Below are 15,540 nucleotides of genomic sequence, written 5' to 3' on the forward strand. Positions count from 1 at the left end.
CAGCCAGGATTTGACAAGCGAGTCGACATGGAGGGTTTCGTTGAGAGCCTCCACGACGGCATGACCATCGGCATCGGTGGCTGGGGGCCGCGCCGCAAGCCGATGGCGCTGGTGCGCGCGATCCTCCGCTCCAAGCTGACGGATCTGCATATCGTTGCCTATGGCGGCCCGGACGTGGGCATGCTCTGCGCGGCCGGCAAGGTCCGCAAGCTGACCTTCGGCTTCGTGTCGCTCGACGCCATCCCGCTCGAGCCCTGGTTCCGCAAGGTTCGCGAAGCCGGTGCCCTGGGGGATGTCGTCGAACTCGATGAGGGCATGTTGCAATGGGGGCTGAAGGCGGCTGCGCTCCGCCTGCCGTTCCTGCCGACCCGCGTGGGGTTCGGCACCGATGTGGTGACCCATGGCGACTTCCGCACCGTCACGTCGCCATACGACGACGGCGAAGTGCTGCTCGCGATGCCGGCGATCCCGCTCGACGCCGCGCTGCTGCACGTCCAGCGCGCCGACTGGCGGGGGAACATCCAGGCGCTCGGTCCCGACGTCTACTATGACGAATGGTTCGCCAAGGCGGCGGCCCGCACCTATGTCTCCGCCGAGGACGTGGTGGAGCGGATGGACCTGTCCCACCCCGAGGATGCACGTGCCAATATCGTCGAGCGGTGCTTCGTCCACAAGGTGATCCACGCGCCGATGGGCGCGCACCCGACGTCGCTGCCACCCGACTATGGCTGGTCGATGCAGGCGCTCCAGGCCTATGCCGCGACCGCGCAGGAAGACGGCGGCTGGGATCGCTACATGGCCGATGTCATCGGCCCCGACGAGACGGCGTATCTCGCCCGCATGGGTGGTGCCGATGCCGTCCGCGCCCTCCCGCTCCCGATCTTCTGAGGGTGACGACGATGCCGGACACCAACGTGACGCTTGCCGAGCTTCTGATCGTCGCCTGTTCCGAAGCGTATCGGAACAATGGCGAAGTCATCGCGACGGGCATCGGGCCGATCCCGCGCCTGGGCGCCAGCCTTGCCAAGCTGACCCATTCACCGGAACTGATGATGACCGATGGCGAGGCGTTCCTCGTCGAGGAGCCCGTGCCGATCGGCCCGCGGGCCTATGACGCGCGACGCCCGGCCGGCTATCTGCCCTTCTCCCGCTTCTTCGACAGCGCCGTCTGGACGGGGAGGCGCCACGCGATGGTGTCGCCGACGCAGATCGATCGGTTCGGCCAAACCAACCTATCCTATCTGGGCGGCACCTATGATCGCCCAAGGACGCAGATGCTGGGCGTGCGCGGCTTCCCCGGCAATTCGATCCACCACGTCAATTCGATGTTCGTCCCGTCGCATTCGCGCCGGGTGTTCGTCGACGGCGAAGTCGATATGGTCTCCAGCGTCGGTTACAATCCCGACCGGCGTATCGCCGGTGCCAATTTCGCCGATGTCGACCTTCGCCGCATCGTCACCGACCTCTGCATCCTGGATTTCGGCGGCCCGGAGCATGCCATCCGCCTGGTGTCGCTGCACCCCGGCGTTTCGGCCGAGCAGGTTCGCGAGGCTACGGGCTTTGCCGTCGCGATGACGGCAGATTCCGCCGTCACGCCGCTGCCGTCCGAGGCGCAGCGGGCGATCATCCGGCGCCTCGATCCGCACGACCTGCGGGCCGCCGTCATCAAGGGCAATCCGCCCGCCGACCGGAGCCGATAATGGACCAGCTTGTCGCGCCGAAGACGATCGACATCGTCTATGAAACCGACCAGCCGGTCCTTTGGGAACGCGACGGGGCGGTGGCCTATGTCACGATGCACCGTCCTGCGTTCAACAACGCGCAGAACAGCCAGATGACCTATGCGCTGGACGCCGCTTTTCGCCGCGCGACGGAAGACGATGCCGTCAAGGTGATCGTGCTGCGCGGCGCAGGCAAGCATTTTTCGGCGGGGCACGACATCGGCACGCCGGGGCGCGACCTGCACAAGTCGTTCGATCGCGCGCATCTGCTGCCCGATCATGTGAACAAGCCGGCCGCCGAGCTGCTCTATACGCGGGAGCACGAGGTCTATCTTGGCATGTGCCGGCGCTGGCGCGACATTCCCAAGCCGATGATCGCTGCCGTACAGGGCGCCTGCATCGCGGGGGGCCTGATGCTGGCCTGGGTATGCGATCTGATCGTGGCGACCGATGACGCCTTCTTTCAGGATCCGGTCGCGCGCATGGGCATTCCGGGCGTGGAATATTTCGCGCACGGTTTCGAGCTGCCGCCGCGCGTCGCGAAGGAATTCCTGTATCTCGGCGAGCGGATGTCTGCGGAGCGGGCCTATCAGTTCGGCATGGTCAACCGGCTGTCGACGCGGGAAGGGCTCGCGGCGGACATCAAGCGCATCGCCGACGAGATCGCCACCCGACCCCGGCTGGGCAACTGGCTGGTCAAGCAGGCGCTGAATCACGTGGAGGATCTGCGCGGGAAACGTGCCGCGATGGATGCCGTTTTCCACATGCACCATTTTGCTCATGCGCAGAACGACCTGACGACCGGCGATTCGCTTGGCGGTCTCGACGGCAAGGGCATGGCGGCGGCCAACAAGAAGCAGGCGACGGGGGAATGAGCGATCCGCTTGCGACCGTTCTGACCGCACGCCTGGGATGCCGCGTGCCCGTGCTCCAGACCGCAATGGGCTGGGTCGCGACGCCGGCCCTGGTGATCGCGTCGAGCGAGGCCGGCGCCTTCGGCTTTCTGGCCGGGGCGGTGATGACGCCTGCCGAGTTGCAAGGGGCGATCCAGGCGGTGCGCGCCGGAACCGACCGACCGTTCGGCGTCAACTTTCACATGTTTCAGCCCGGCGCCGCAGAGATCGTCGAGATCATCCTGGCAAATCGGGACCGGGTGCGGGCGGTCAGTTTCGGCCGCGGGCCGGACGCCAAGATGATCGGACGGTTCCGCGATGCCGGCATCCTGTGCATCCCGACGGTGGGGGCGGTGAAGCACGCTCGCAAGATGGTGGCGATGGGCTGCGACTTCGTCACGGTGCAGGGGGGAGAGGGCGGCGGCCATACCGGCTCGGTCGCGTCCACCGTGCTGCTGCCGCAGGTGCTGGATGCGGTGGACGTGCCGGTGGTTGCAGCGGGCGGGTTTGCCGACGGTCGGGGGCTGGCCGCGGCGCTTGCCTTTGGCGCCGCCGGTATCGCGATGGGCAGCCGCTTCCTGATGACCGTGGAAAGCCCGGTGCCGGCGGTGACGAAGGATCGCTATCTCCGCGCGGGGACCGACGACATCCTGGTATCGGCCAAGGTCGACGGCATGCCGCAGCGCATGATCCGGAACGAGGCGCTTGCCCGCATCGAGCGCGCGGGCCGGGTGGGGCGCTGGGTGCGCGCGATCGAAGCAGGGCTGGCGATGAAGCGTGCAACCGGCGCGTCGTTTGTCGAGCTGTATCGATCGGCAAAGGGGATGGCCGGCCATGGCGGGCTGTCGCTGCCGCAGGCGATGATGGCGGCGGCGGCGCCGATGCTGATCCAGCGCGCGGTCGTTGCCGGGGACGCGGCGGGCGGGATCATGGCGACCGGCCTCGTCGCCGGTCGGCTCGTCGACCTGCCCTCGTGCGAGGCGCTGGTGGCGTCGATCGAAGCCGAGGCGCGCGCGCGCATCGCTGCGCTCTCCAACCCCGTTGCAAGGCAGGCCGCGTGATGCCGATCACCACCCATATCGCCGACCGGATCGCCGAAATCGTCTTTGACGTCCCGCCGGTCAACGCTTTCGACAGCGCGACCTGGAATGCGCTGCCCGCGATCATCGCGGCGGCCGGCCGCAACCCGGACGTCAACGTCGTCCTGATCCGGGCGGCAGAGGATGCGCGCGGCTTTTGCGGCGGCGTCGACATCAAGGAAATGCAGGCGCATCCGGAACGCATCACGCTGCTCAACCGGGGCAACTACCAGACCTTCAAGGCGGTCCGCGAATGCGAGGTGCCGGTCGTCACCGCGGTGCACCGCTTCGTGATCGGTGGCGGCATTGGCATTTGCGGCGCAAGCGACACGATCATCGCCGCCGACGACGCCTATTTCTCGCTGCCCGAGGTCGATCGCGGCGCGATGGGCGGTGCAAGCCATCTTTCGCGGATGCTGCCGCTGCACAAGGTGCGCGCGGCGTTCTTCACCGGCGGGATCATTCCGGTGGAAGACGCCTTCCGGTTGGGCGCCGTCGAAAAGCTGGTACCTCGGGCTCGGCTGCTCGCGGAAGCGCGTGCCTTCTGCGCCACGATTTCGGGCAAGAGCCGTAAGGCGCTCGTGATCGCAAAGGAGGCGCTCAACGGCCTGGAGCCGCGCGACGTCGATCGCGGCTATCGATGGGAGCAGGGCTTCACGCTCGAAATGTACATGCATGCGGATTCGCAGAAGGCACGCGATGCCTTTGTCGCGACGGGCACGGCGGCGGCCTTCTGATGGACCTGACCTTCACCCCAGAGCAGCAGGCGTTCCGGCAGGAGGTTCGGGCCTGGATGCGTGCCCATGTGCCGCCAGAGCCGTTGGTGACGTTGGAGCGGGAAGACGGCTATCATCAGCACGTGGCGTGGGAGCGCACGCTCGCGTCGGGCAATTGGGGCATGGTGACCTGGCCGGAGGCCTATGGCGGCCGGGGCCTGGACCTGATCCAGTGGCTGATCTTCGAGGAGGAATATTGGGCGGCGGGCGCACCGCTCCGCGCCAACCAGAACGGCATCTTCCTTCTGGGGCCCACGATCATGGAATATGGGACCGAAGCGCAAAAGGCCCGTTTCCTGATGCCGATGGCGCGCGGCGAGGTCATGTGGGCGCAAGCCTGGTCCGAGCCCAATGCCGGATCGGACATGGCGGCGATCACGACTCGCGCGGTCCGCGACGGCGACCATTATCGCATCAGCGGGCAGAAGACATGGTCCAGCCGCGCGTCCTTCGCCGACTGGGGCTTCGGTCTGTTCCGCACGGAGGAGGGGTCGAAGCGCCATCACGGGCTGAGCTTTCTCCTTTTCGACCTCAACACGCCGGGCATCACGCGGCGACCCATCCGCCAGCTGCACGGCGATCCGGGGTTTGCCGAGCTGTTCTTTGACGAGGTCCGCGTTCCCGTGGCGAACCGGATCGCCGACGAAGGCGCAGGGTGGAACGTCGCGATGGCGACCGCAGGGTTCGAGCGTGGACTGATGCTGCGGAGCCCGGCGCGCTTTCAGGCGACTGCCGCGCGGTTGGTCACCCTGTTCCGCAAGCACGAGCAGCGCCTGTCGCCGGTGGTTCGCGAACAGGTGCTGGCGGCCTGGATGGGCGCGCAGGCCTATGCCTACAATACCTATGCGGTGGCATCGAAGATCATCGCCGGAGGGCATATCGGTGCGGAGGCCAGCCTCAACAAGATCTTCTGGTCCGAGCTCGATCGCGCCATGCATCGCACCGCGATGCAGATGCTCGGCGCCTGGGCGGAGCTGAAGCACTTCGACGACGGGAGCGTCAACGCCTGGCTCGAGGGCTATATCTTCTCGCTGTCAGGACCGATCTACGCTGGATCGAATGAGATCCAGCGCAACATTATCGCCGAGCGCCTGCTCGGCCTGCCCCGGTAGCTGCAGATGGACTTTCGCCTTACCGAAGACCAGGCAATTCTCGTCGAGGGTGTTCGAGACTTCCTCGCCGGGGTGCACGGTGCCGAGCGGCTGCGCAGGCTGGATATGCGCGATCCGCCACGATCGCCCGAGCTATGGGCCGAACTGACGTCCATGGGATTGCCTTGCCTGCTCGTGCCGGTCGCGGAGGGGGGATTGGGGCTCGGACTCGTCGAGGCTGTCCTGATCGCCCAGGAATTGGGGCGTGCGGCGGTGGCGGAGCCGATCGTCGACACCGCGCTGGTCGCCGTGCCGTGGCTGGTCGCGCGCGCGGTGCCGGCACCATATGCTGCCATCGTCGCCGGCGAGGCGAGGATCGCCGTGGCCCATCCCGTCAACCCTTGGATCGCCGATCTCGACGACGCCACCCACGTGATCGCGCGGGGATCGTTGCTGGCGCGGCATGGTGACGCCGGGGCGGCATGGGAAAGCGTGGATCCGTTGCGGCGCCTGTTCGCGTCGGGCGACATCGGGGAAGGGGACGACCTGCTGCTCGACCTGGGCGCGTTGATGGCCGCCGCGCAGTTGAGGGGTCTCGCGGATGCGATGCTGGCGCAGGCCGTCGCCTATGCCGGTCAGCGCCAACAGTTCGGCCAGCCCATCGGGGCCTTCCAGGCCGTCAAGCATCACCTTGCAAGCGTTGCGGTGGCGATCGAGTTTGCGCGGCCCGTGCTGCTCCGCGCGGCCGACGCCGTGCAGCATGGGAGCCGGAGCGCGTCGATCCATGTGAGCCATGCCAAGCTTGCTGCTGGCGACGCTGCGATCCAGGCGGCGGAGACGGCCATCCAGATCCATGGCGCGATGGGCTACACCTATGAAGTCGATCTTCACTTCTGGATGAAGCGTGCCTGGGCGCTGGCCGGCGCTTGGGGCGATCGTGCGTTGCACCTTGGCCGCATCAATGCCGCCATATTGCGCGGTACGCTGTCGACCGGCCCCTCCCACACATTCGTCTGAAGGACAGGGATATGCCTGAAGCCTATATCGTCGATGCGATCCGGACGCCCACCGGGCGTAAGAAGGGCAGCCTTGCGGGCTGGCACTCCGCCGACCTGGGCGCGCTGCCGATTGCAGCCATTGTCGAGCGCAACGGCTTCGATCCGCTCGCCGTCGACGACGTCATTTGGGGATGCGTCGATGCGGTGGGTCCGCAGGCGGGCAATATCGGCCGCAGCTGCTGGCTTGCGGCCGGTCTGCCGGAGGCGGTGCCGGGGGTGACGATCGATCGGCAGTGCGGCTCGTCGCAGCAGGCGATCCATTTCGCCGCACAAGGCGTGATGAGCGGCACGCAGGACCTGGTCATCGCCGGCGGTGTGCAGAACATGAACGCGATCCCGATCAGCGCCGCCATGTATGCCGGCCAGGCCTATGGCTTCGACACCCCCTTCTCGACGTCTAGGGCATGGGCCGCCCGCTACGGCGACGAGGAAGTGAACCAGATCTATGCGGCCGAAAAGATCGCGCGGCGCTGGGGTATCGAGCGCGAGGACATGGAAGCCTTCGCCGTCCAGTCCAACGCGCGGGCCGAGCGGGCGATAGACGAGGGCCGCTTCGATCGGGAAATCCTGCCGGTCGGCGATTTCACGATGGACGAAACCGTGCGTCGCGGCACCACGCCGGAAGGCCTGGCGGGGCTGAAACCAGTGCGCGACGGCGGCATCGTCACGGCGGGCGTGTCGAGCCAGATATCGGATGGTGCCGCCGCGGTGCTGATCGCGAGCGAGGCGGCGCTGAAGGTGCATGGCCTTAGGCCCCGCGCCCGCATCCACCATCTGACGGTGCGCGGCGACTGCCCGATTTTCATGCTGACGGCCCCCATCCCGGCGACGCGCCATGCGTTGGCGAAAGCCGGGCTGACGCTTGCCGACATGGATCTGATCGAGATCAACGAGGCGTTTGCGAGCGTCGTGCTGGCCTGGGCCAAGGAACTCGACGCCGATATGGCGCGCGTCAACGTCAACGGCGGCGCGATCGCGCTCGGTCACCCGCTCGGCGCAACCGGCGCTAAGCTGATGACGACGTTGCTCCACGAACTGGAACGTACCGGCGGCCGATATGGTCTTCAGACCATGTGCGAAGGCGGCGGCCTGGCCAACGTGACCATCATCGAAAGGCTGTGATCGTGGGCATCTGCACCGGACGAACCGTCATCATCACGGGCGCTGCCCGCGGCCTGGGAAGATCCTATGCGCTCGCCTTTGCCGCGGAGGGGGCGAATGTCGTCGTGAACGACATCGGCACCAGCCTGACCGGCGAGGGGCGCGACACGAGCGCTGCGGACGCCGTCGTCGCGGCGATCCAGGCGGCCGGGGGCAGGGCGATCGCCAATCATGAGGACATCGCCGATTGGGATGCCGCCAAACGCATCGTCGACGCGACCATTGCCGCGTTCGGTGGCCTCGACGTCGTCGTCAACAATGCCGGCATCGTGCGCGACCGGATGTTCGTCTCGGCAGCGCCCGAGGAATGGGATGCCACCATGCACGTCCATCTGCGCGGCCATTTCTGCCTGAGCCGCCATGCCGTCGATTACTGGCGCGCCCAGCAGAAGGCGGGCAAGGCGGTCGACGCGCGGATCATCAACACCAGCAGCGGCGCCGGACTGCAGGGCTCGATCGCCCAGGCGGCCTATTCGACGGCGAAGGGCGGCATCGCGGCGCTGACGCTGGTCCAGGCGGCGGAACTTGGCCGCTACGGCATCACGGCCAACGCGCTGGCGCCGGCGGCGCGGACCCGGATGACCGAAGGTGCCTTCGCCGACAAGATGGCCAAGGTCGATACGGGCTTCGACAAGCAGGACCCGGACAATATCGCGCCGACCGTCGTCTGGCTCGGGTCGGCGCAGTCGGCGCATGTGACCGGCTGTGTCTTCGAACTCGAAGGCGGACGCATCACGATCGAGACCGGCTGGAACCTTGGCCCCACCGTCGAGCGTGACTGCCGCTGGCGCCCCAGGGAGGTGGGCGATGCGGTGAACCTCTTGCTGGCGGAACGTCCGGCGCCACGGCGGGTTTGGGGAAGCTGAGGCGATGCAGTTCGCTTTCACCGACGAACAGGCGATGATCGCAGAAACCGCTGCCGGCTTTTTCGCCGAGCACGCGACGAGCGCGCGGACCCGGGCCGCGATGGCGGACAATGGGGTCGATGCGTCGCTGTGGCAGGCGTTCACGCAGGAGCTTGGGCTCGGTGGCGTGAACCTGCCCGAGGCCCATGGCGGGGCGGGGTTGGGGATGGTCGAGATGGCCATCGTCGCGGAGGCGGCCGGCGCCCATATCGCCGCCTTGCCGCTCCTTGCCGGATGCGCCCTGGCGGCGCCGGGGATCCTGGCCGGTGGAACGGACGAACAGCGGCGCGCATGGCTTCCCCGGATAGCATCCGGGGAGGTCATCGCGACATTTGCGGGGCTGGATCTGCTCGCGCCCCATGGCGGCGTGGCGGATCTGTTCGTCGTCGATACCGGCAGCGCCATGCTGATCGTGCGCCGCGATCATCCCGCGACGCAGGTGACGACGCTCGCGACCATGGATGCGACACGGCCTTATGGCCGCCTCAGGTTCGATCCCACGGCGGCGGAGCCGTTGGCCGATCCCGAGGCGGCGCGGGCGGCCATCCGCCGGATCGGCGCCATCGCGATCGCGGCCGATGCACTGGGCGGGGCGCAGTCCTGCCTGGACCGCACGGTCCGCTATGCCGGCGAGCGGGTCCAGTTCGGGCGGACGATCGGCAGCTTTCAAGCGGTGAAACATCGGCTGGCGGATATGATGGTAGCGATCGAACAGGCCCGTTCCGCGGTGTACTGGGCCGCCTGCGCGCAGGACGAGGCCGCGAGCGACGCCGATCTGGCGGCGCACGCCGCCAAGGCGTTCGCAACCGACACCTATGCCCGGTGTGCGGGGGACATGATCCAGTTGCACGGGGGCATCGGATTCACCTGGGAACATGACGCCCACCTGTTCTTCCGGCGCGCACAGGCCGATCGGACGCTGCTCGGCACGCCCGACTGGCACCGCGAACAGGTCGCGCGCCTGATCGGACTGGATCTGGCGGCATGAAGCTGGGGTTCGATCCGGACGAAGAGGCGTTCCGCGCCGAGGCCGCCGCCTGGCTGGAGGCGGAGCTGACCGGGCCTTTCGCCGACCTGCGCGGCATCACGAGCCTGACCGCCATGCCCGACCGGCGTCGCGATTGGGAGCGGAGGTTGGGCGAGGCGGGCTGGAGCTGCGTGGGCTGGCCGACCGCGTTCGGCGGGCGCGGCGCGACGCTGGGCCAGCAGGTGCTGTTTGCCGAGGAATATGCGCGTGCCGGCGCGCCGCCGCGGCTCAACCACATCGGGGTCGAACTTGCCGGGCCGACGATCCTCGCCTTCGGTACGGACGCGCAGAAGCAGCATTTCCTGCCCCCGATCGCGGCGGGCGAAGCGATCTGGTGCCAGGGCTATTCGGAGCCGAACGCCGGTTCCGATCTCGCCAATGTGCGGACGCGTGCGTGGCGGGACGGCGACGCATGGGTGATCGAGGGCCAGAAGGTCTGGACGAGCCTTGCGCAGTTTTCTGACTGGATTTTCGTGGTCGCACGAACGCAGGAAGGTTCGCGGGGGCCGAAGGGCCTGTCCTTCCTCCTGGTTCCCGTCGATCAGCCGGGCGTGACCGTTCGGCCCATCCACCAGATCACCGGCGAGGCCGAATTCAACGAGACCTTCTTCGACGGCGCGCGGACCCCGGCGGACCATATCCTGGGCGCGCCAGGGGCAGGGTGGGAGGTCGCGATGGCGTTGCTCGGGTTCGAGCGGGGCGTCTCGACGCTGGCGCAGCAGATGGGCTTCCGCAACGAACTGGACGCGGTCATCGCGGCGGCGCGCGCCAATGGTGCGGCGCGCGATCCCCTGATCCGACAGCGGATCGCGCAGGCGGAGATCGGCCTGCGGCTGATGCGCTACGGTGCGCTTCGCATGCTGAGCGGGGATCCAGGCCCTGCGGCGATGACCTACAAGATCCAATGGGCGACCTGGCGTCGCGATCTTGGGGCGCTTGCCATGACGGTTCTCGGCGTCGCAGGCGAGGTGGCCGACGCCGAGCAGGCCACCAGCGCCCAGCTGGCCCATCTGTTCCTCTATTCGCGTGCCGATACGATCTATGGCGGCACCAACCAGATCCAGCGCAACCTGATCGCGGAGCGGGCGCTGGGACTGCCGCGCGAGCCCCGCGGCGATTTATCCTGAGGAGAACCGCCATGGCGACGTCGACGCCTGCGTATCCGCCTGCCCGCGACTTGCTGATCGGCAAGGCGATGCTCATCACCGCTGCGGCAGGCAGCGGGATCGGTGGTGCGCTTGCGCTGCGCGCCGCGGAGGAAGGCGCCGTCCTGATGCTGTCAGACACGCACGAGCGACGCCTGGGCGAGACGGCGGATCGCATCGCCGCCGCCGGTTTTGCCCGGCCGGCGACCCATCTTTGCGACGTGACCGACGAAGCTCAGGTCCGGGCGCTGGTCGCCGCGACCGTGGAACAGCTCGGGCGAATCGATGTGCTGGTGAACAATGCCGGCCTGGGCGGCACGGCTGCCGTTGTCGACATGACCGACGACCAGTGGGACAAGGTGATCGACGTCACGCTGACCAGCGTTTTCCGCATGACCCGTGCCGTGCTACCCCACCTATATGCCCAGCGCGGCGGGGTGATCGTCAACAATGCCTCGGTTCTCGCCTGGCGGGCACAGAAGCTGCAGGCCCATTATGCCGCGGCGAAGGCGGGGGTGATGGCGTTTACCCGCTGCGCGGCGATGGAGGCGGCGGAGCATGGCGTTCGGATCAATGCCGTCAGTCCCAGCCTGGCGATGCACGCCGCGTTGGACAAAGTAACGCCGCCCGGCCTGCTGGAGGAGCTGACCCGGCGCGAAGCGTTCGGGCGATATGCCGAGCCCTGGGAAGTCGCGAACGTGATGATCTTCCTCGCCAGCGACCTTTCCTCCTACATGACGGGAGAGGTGGTGGCCGTGTCGAGCCAGCACGCATGAGCGCGCGCGTCTTCCCCGCGCCATCGGCCCTGCTCGACGTCATCGGCATGCAGTTCGGGCCCACCGACTGGATGGAGATCGCGCAGGATCGGATCGACCGGTTCGCCACCGCGACCGACGATCATCAGTGGATCCACGTCGATCCCGATCGTGCGCGCAGCGGCCCGTTCGGGGGCACGATCGCGCATGGCTACCTGACGCTCAGCCTCGTCAATCGCTTCCTGCCCGAACTGATCGACGTGCGCGGCGTCGCGATGGGGGTCAATGTCGGTGCGGACCGGCTGCGCTTCCTGAACCCGGTCAGGGTCGGCGCGCGCATCCGCGGCCGCGGCGAACTGATCGCGGTTGAAGAGACCAAGGGCGGCATCCAGTCGACGCTGCGGGTCACCGTCGAGATCGAAGGCGCCGACAAGCCTGCCTGCGTCGTCGACACCATCAGCCGCTATTATCCGGGACAAATGTCATGAGCCGTCGAGAAGCCGTCATCGTCTCCACCGCGCGCACCGGGATCGGTCGCGCCTATCGGGGCGCGTTCAACGACACCGAAGCGCCCGTCCTTTCCGGTCATGTCGTCCGCGCCGCCGTCGCGCGCGCCGGGATCGACCCTGCCAGGGTGGAGGACATCTTCCTGGGGGCGGGTACGCAGTCTGGAACCCAAAGCTACAATATCGGCCGGCTGACCGCCGCAACGGCGGGGCTTGCCGATGCCCCGGGGTTCGCGCTCGATCGGAAATGCGGATCCGGGCTGACCGCGATCGCGCTGGCTGCCCGATCCATCATCGCGGACGACATCGACGTCGCCGTGGCGGGCGGCGTCGAATCGATCAGCCTGACGCTCAACGCACATGCCATGACATTCCGCAATCGTTCCGAAGCGGTGCTCGCGGCCGAACCCCATGCCTATATGGCCATGATCGAGACGGCGGAGATCGTGGCCGAGCGCTATGGCATCGACCGTGCGGCGCAGGATTGCTTTGCGGCGGAAAGCCACCGCCGCGCTGCGGCGGCGCAGCGCGAGGGGCGGTTCGCGGACGAAATCGTCCCGATCGCGGTAGACAAGGCGGTGCTCGACAAGGCCGGCGAACGGATCGGGACCGAGCGCGTGACGCTGGACCGGGACGAAGGCGTGCGGCCGGATACCAGCGTGGACGGTCTCGCGGCGCTGAAGCCGGTTTTCAAGGGCGGCGAGCTTGTCGCCGAAGGGCGCTGCATCACGGCCGGCAATGCCAGCCAGCTGTCCGATGGCGCGTCGGCGCAGCTTCTTGTCGAACGTGCGATCGCCGAGCGCGAAGGCCTTCCCATCCTGGGCATCTATCGCGGCTTTCAGGTGGCGGGGTGCCGTCCGGAGGAGATGGGCATCGGACCGGTCTTCGCGATGCCGAAGCTGCTGGCGCGGGCGGGGCTCCGCGTCGACGACATCGATCTGTGGGAGATCAACGAGGCCTTTGCGAGCCAGGCGCTCTATTGCCGGGACCATCTCGGCATCGATCCGGCGAAGCTGAACGTCAACGGCGGCGGCATCGCGCTGGGCCATCCGTTCGGCATGACCGGCAGCCGGATCGCCGGCCATGCGCTGCTCGAAGGGCGGCGCCGCGGCGCGCGTTGGGTCGTGGCCTCGATGTGCATTGCCGGTGGCATGGGGGCGGCGGGCTTGTTCGAGCTTCCGGGCTGATCATATCGCCTTGGCAAGGAGCTGACGTCGTGCATGATGCGGACATGGCCGGGCCCGCACTCCTCCCCACCGGTGCAGCGGCGCCGGTGAACCGCGATGCGCTCCTCCGGCTGATCTACGCCGGGCCGCTGGAGCCGATGCCGTGGCAGGGATTCCTGGGGGCGCTTGCCGCGCATCTCGATTGTCGCAATGCGGGCCTGGTGCTGCGGCTCAGCCGCGAGGGCATGCCGCCAATCGCGATCTGGGGCCGCCCCGTCGGGGTCAGCGACGGCGAGGCACGGCGGCTGCAGGCGGTCCATGCCGAGATCGGCCATCTCGATCCTCTGCGCAACATGCTCGATCGGCCGGGCGCGATCCGGTCGCTGGACGAGATACTGACCCGCGAGCAACTTGCCGAAAACCGGTTCTATCGGGAAATCCTGGCGCCCTATGGTTTCGAGCGCATGCTGGGCATGTATGTCTGCGAGCCGGGCGGCTGGGAATGCAATGTCGGCGTCGTCGATGGCATGCACCGGCCGGACTTCGGCGAGGACGCGCGTGACCTGCTGCGCGGCCTGGCGCCGCATATCGAGCAATCGCTCGCGATCTTCGCACGGCTCCGACGGGAGGAGACGGAGGTAAAGGCGCTGATCGAGACGCTGGACCGCCTCACCATCGCCACCTTCATCCTCGGCGCCGATGGCAGGATCTTGCGCCGCAATGACGCCGCGCGGCGGCTCACCGATGTGCGGGATATCGTCGGCGAGCGGGAGGAGCGCCTGTTCCTCACGGATCGCGCGGCGAACGCTGAACTGCAGGAAATCCTGGCCGCGGTTCCGGCGCAGCGCGGGGCGGGGCGCCCCCAGCCCCCCTTCGTGCAGGCGATGCGGGTCGAGACATCGGGCGCCCGCCATTGCGGCCTGCTGGTCCGGTCGATCGAGCCTTCGTCGCTGCAGGGGGGCGGGACGGTGCCGACCGCGGTCGTGTACGTGTCCACCGGGCGGGCTACCCAACCGCTCGAGCGGCTGGTCATGCAGCTGTTCGATCTCACGCCGTCCGAAGCGCATCTCGCGACGCTGCTCGCCACCGGCTTCAGCCTGGCGGATGCGGCCGCGAAGCTTGGGCTGACCGAGAATACCGTGCGCACCTATTGCAAGACGATCCTCAACAAGGTCGGCGTGGGTCGCCAGGCCGATCTTGTCGCGCTGATCCTGCGGAGCGTTGCCGTGCTGGGATGACGTGGCGGGGCGTCAGGACGGCGGTCGGGCGGAACCGGCCTGCACGATGTCGAGGAACGACGGTCGCTCGCCGCCGCCGTCGACGCTGAGGGTCGTCCCGGTGATGTAGGATGCCGCGTGCGAGGCGAGGAACAGCACCGCATGCGCGATGTCCTCGGGATCGGCCAGCCTGCGCGCGGCGAGCGTGGCAGCGATGCGGGCGCGGGTCGCCTCGTCCCCATAGGTGTCGCTGGCATTGTCGGTTTCGACATAGCCGACCGCGATGGCGTTCACGCGGACCTCTGGCCCCCATTCATGGGCGACGCTGCGGCCATAGGCGATCAGCCCCGCCTTCGCTGCGGCATAGGCCGCGGTGCCGGGGGAAGGGCGGAGCGCCGATATGCTGGCGATGTTGACGATCGATCCCCGGCGTTCGCGCAGCAGCGGCAGCGCGGCCTGTGCGAGATTGATCGGCGCCAATAGGTTCAGCGCGATGATGCGCTCGCTGAACCGCGGCGACGCGGACGCGGCGTCGGCCTCGGGAGATCCTCCGGCATTGTTGACCAGAAGGTCGAGCCCGCCATGACGACGATGTACCGTCTCGACCAGCGCGGTGACGGCGGAGGGATCACGGATGTCGCACACCATGTGATCCTCGTCCTCCGGCACGGCGGATCGACCGCAGGTGATCACCCTGTATCCATCGGATCGAAGTGTCGCGGCGATGGCAAGCCCGATGCCGCTATGGCCCCCCGTCACGATCGCGATCTTCTGCTGCATTTCGCTTCCCTATTCGATTGGTGTGCTGCTTCGTCAGCTTCGGCTGTCGGTGATGAAATACTGATCAGATAAGCAAACCATGAGCAATATCGGAAAATGCTGTCGCAATGCGTAGAGAGTGGCAATGGGAATCGCTCGCCTTGGGCGGGGAAGCCGAGCTGCGCCAGAGCGGACGCCCGCTCTGTGATATGCCATCCATCGGCAAGTTGCTGAGAGGCAGTTTGAGAATTCGATCGGGTCGGTCGGCCGGGTCGTTTCCA

16 protein-coding genes are annotated in these 15,540 nt (G+C 67.7%); 15 read left to right on the top strand and 1 reads right to left on the bottom strand.

Features of this window, described 5'->3' with window-relative positions; genetic code table 11:
* Positions 1-27: 27 nt before the first annotated feature.
* Genes A7X12_RS03260 through A7X12_RS03330 form a run of 15 tightly spaced genes read left to right on the top strand, consistent with a single transcriptional unit; the run spans position 28 to position 14,521 of the window.
* Positions 28-888: a CoA transferase subunit A gene (locus A7X12_RS03260; protein ID WP_064310195.1), complete on the top strand. Its 861-nt coding sequence runs from the start codon at positions 28-30 to the stop codon at positions 886-888.
* Between the two features lie 11 nt (positions 889-899).
* Positions 900-1,700 carry a CoA-transferase subunit beta gene (locus tag A7X12_RS03265; protein WP_064310278.1) on the top strand — a complete coding sequence of 267 codons (801 nt, stop codon included), beginning with the start codon at positions 900-902 and terminating at the stop codon, positions 1,698-1,700.
* On the top strand, positions 1,700-2,596 hold the full coding sequence (locus tag A7X12_RS03270; protein ID WP_064310196.1) for an enoyl-CoA hydratase: 897 nt from the start codon (positions 1,700-1,702) through the stop codon (positions 2,594-2,596). Before A7X12_RS03265 ends, A7X12_RS03270 begins: the two co-directional genes overlap by 1 nt.
* The gene (locus tag A7X12_RS03275) at positions 2,593-3,675 is read left to right on the top strand and encodes an NAD(P)H-dependent flavin oxidoreductase (RefSeq protein ID WP_064310197.1); all 1,083 of its coding nucleotides are present in this window, start codon (positions 2,593-2,595) and stop codon (positions 3,673-3,675) included. The genes A7X12_RS03270 and A7X12_RS03275 overlap by 4 nt, the downstream gene beginning before the upstream one ends.
* Entirely contained in the window at positions 3,675-4,430 is a 756-nt protein-coding gene (locus A7X12_RS03280; protein WP_064310198.1) for an enoyl-CoA hydratase family protein, read from the top strand. Before A7X12_RS03275 ends, A7X12_RS03280 begins: the two co-directional genes overlap by 1 nt.
* On the top strand, positions 4,430-5,581 hold the full coding sequence (locus A7X12_RS03285) for an acyl-CoA dehydrogenase family protein (RefSeq protein WP_064310199.1): 1,152 nt from the start codon (positions 4,430-4,432) through the stop codon (positions 5,579-5,581). Before A7X12_RS03280 ends, A7X12_RS03285 begins: the two co-directional genes overlap by 1 nt.
* 6 nt (positions 5,582-5,587) lie before the next feature.
* Entirely contained in the window at positions 5,588-6,577 is a 990-nt protein-coding gene (locus A7X12_RS03290) for an acyl-CoA dehydrogenase family protein (protein ID WP_064310200.1), read from the top strand.
* A gap of 11 nt (positions 6,578-6,588) precedes the next feature.
* Positions 6,589-7,740, top strand: coding sequence for an acetyl-CoA C-acetyltransferase (locus tag A7X12_RS03295; RefSeq protein ID WP_064310201.1), 1,152 nt, complete (start codon positions 6,589-6,591; stop codon positions 7,738-7,740).
* 2 nt (positions 7,741-7,742) lie between these two features.
* Entirely contained in the window at positions 7,743-8,645 is a 903-nt protein-coding gene (locus tag A7X12_RS03300; RefSeq protein ID WP_232318315.1) for an SDR family oxidoreductase, read from the top strand.
* A gap of 4 nt (positions 8,646-8,649) precedes the next feature.
* On the top strand, positions 8,650-9,672 hold the full coding sequence (locus A7X12_RS03305) for an acyl-CoA dehydrogenase family protein (protein WP_064310202.1): 1,023 nt from the start codon (positions 8,650-8,652) through the stop codon (positions 9,670-9,672).
* A complete protein-coding gene (locus tag A7X12_RS03310) occupies positions 9,669-10,838 on the top strand; it encodes an acyl-CoA dehydrogenase family protein (RefSeq protein WP_064310203.1) in 1,170 nt (389 codons plus the stop codon). The genes A7X12_RS03305 and A7X12_RS03310 overlap by 4 nt, the downstream gene beginning before the upstream one ends.
* Before the next feature lie 11 nt (positions 10,839-10,849).
* On the top strand, positions 10,850-11,632 hold the full coding sequence (locus tag A7X12_RS03315) for an SDR family oxidoreductase (protein WP_064310204.1): 783 nt from the start codon (positions 10,850-10,852) through the stop codon (positions 11,630-11,632).
* Positions 11,629-12,099 (top strand): MaoC family dehydratase, encoded by a 471-nt coding sequence (locus tag A7X12_RS03320; RefSeq protein WP_064310205.1) that lies wholly within the window; start codon positions 11,629-11,631, stop codon positions 12,097-12,099. Before A7X12_RS03315 ends, A7X12_RS03320 begins: the two co-directional genes overlap by 4 nt.
* The gene (locus A7X12_RS03325; RefSeq protein ID WP_064310206.1) at positions 12,096-13,304 is read left to right on the top strand and encodes an acetyl-CoA C-acyltransferase; all 1,209 of its coding nucleotides are present in this window, start codon (positions 12,096-12,098) and stop codon (positions 13,302-13,304) included. The genes A7X12_RS03320 and A7X12_RS03325 overlap by 4 nt, the downstream gene beginning before the upstream one ends.
* A gap of 29 nt (positions 13,305-13,333) precedes the next feature.
* Positions 13,334-14,521, top strand: a complete 1,188-nt coding sequence (locus A7X12_RS03330) for a helix-turn-helix transcriptional regulator (protein WP_232318317.1) — start codon at positions 13,334-13,336, stop codon at positions 14,519-14,521.
* 12 nt (positions 14,522-14,533) lie between these two features.
* Here the strand turns inward: A7X12_RS03330 and A7X12_RS03335 are convergent, their stop codons facing one another.
* A complete protein-coding gene (locus tag A7X12_RS03335; protein WP_064310208.1) occupies positions 14,534-15,280 on the bottom strand; it encodes an SDR family oxidoreductase in 747 nt (248 codons plus the stop codon).
* Positions 15,281-15,540: the final 260 nt, after the last annotated feature.

Source organism: Sphingomonas sp. TDK1 (assembly GCF_001650735.1).
In the GTDB taxonomy this organism is placed as follows: Bacteria; Pseudomonadota; Alphaproteobacteria; order Sphingomonadales; family Sphingomonadaceae; genus Sphingomonas.

Coding starts and splice junctions, on each gene's coding strand:
- A7X12_RS03325 (WP_064310206.1), top strand. CDS start 12,096: ATGAGCCGTCGAGAAGCCGTCATCGTCTCCACCGCGCGCACCGGGATC.
- A7X12_RS03265 (WP_064310278.1), top strand. CDS start 900: ATGCCGGACACCAACGTGACGCTTGCCGAGCTTCTGATCGTCGCCTGT.
- A7X12_RS03270 (WP_064310196.1), top strand. CDS start 1,700: ATGGACCAGCTTGTCGCGCCGAAGACGATCGACATCGTCTATGAAACC.
- A7X12_RS03260 (WP_064310195.1), top strand. CDS start 28: ATGGAGGGTTTCGTTGAGAGCCTCCACGACGGCATGACCATCGGCATC.
- A7X12_RS03275 (WP_064310197.1), top strand. CDS start 2,593: ATGAGCGATCCGCTTGCGACCGTTCTGACCGCACGCCTGGGATGCCGC.
- A7X12_RS03280 (WP_064310198.1), top strand. CDS start 3,675: ATGCCGATCACCACCCATATCGCCGACCGGATCGCCGAAATCGTCTTT.
- A7X12_RS03335 (WP_064310208.1), bottom strand. CDS start 15,280: ATGCAGCAGAAGATCGCGATCGTGACGGGGGGCCATAGCGGCATCGGG.
- A7X12_RS03290 (WP_064310200.1), top strand. CDS start 5,588: ATGGACTTTCGCCTTACCGAAGACCAGGCAATTCTCGTCGAGGGTGTT.
- A7X12_RS03285 (WP_064310199.1), top strand. CDS start 4,430: ATGGACCTGACCTTCACCCCAGAGCAGCAGGCGTTCCGGCAGGAGGTT.
- A7X12_RS03310 (WP_064310203.1), top strand. CDS start 9,669: ATGAAGCTGGGGTTCGATCCGGACGAAGAGGCGTTCCGCGCCGAGGCC.
- A7X12_RS03305 (WP_064310202.1), top strand. CDS start 8,650: ATGCAGTTCGCTTTCACCGACGAACAGGCGATGATCGCAGAAACCGCT.
- A7X12_RS03320 (WP_064310205.1), top strand. CDS start 11,629: ATGAGCGCGCGCGTCTTCCCCGCGCCATCGGCCCTGCTCGACGTCATC.
- A7X12_RS03315 (WP_064310204.1), top strand. CDS start 10,850: ATGGCGACGTCGACGCCTGCGTATCCGCCTGCCCGCGACTTGCTGATC.
- A7X12_RS03295 (WP_064310201.1), top strand. CDS start 6,589: ATGCCTGAAGCCTATATCGTCGATGCGATCCGGACGCCCACCGGGCGT.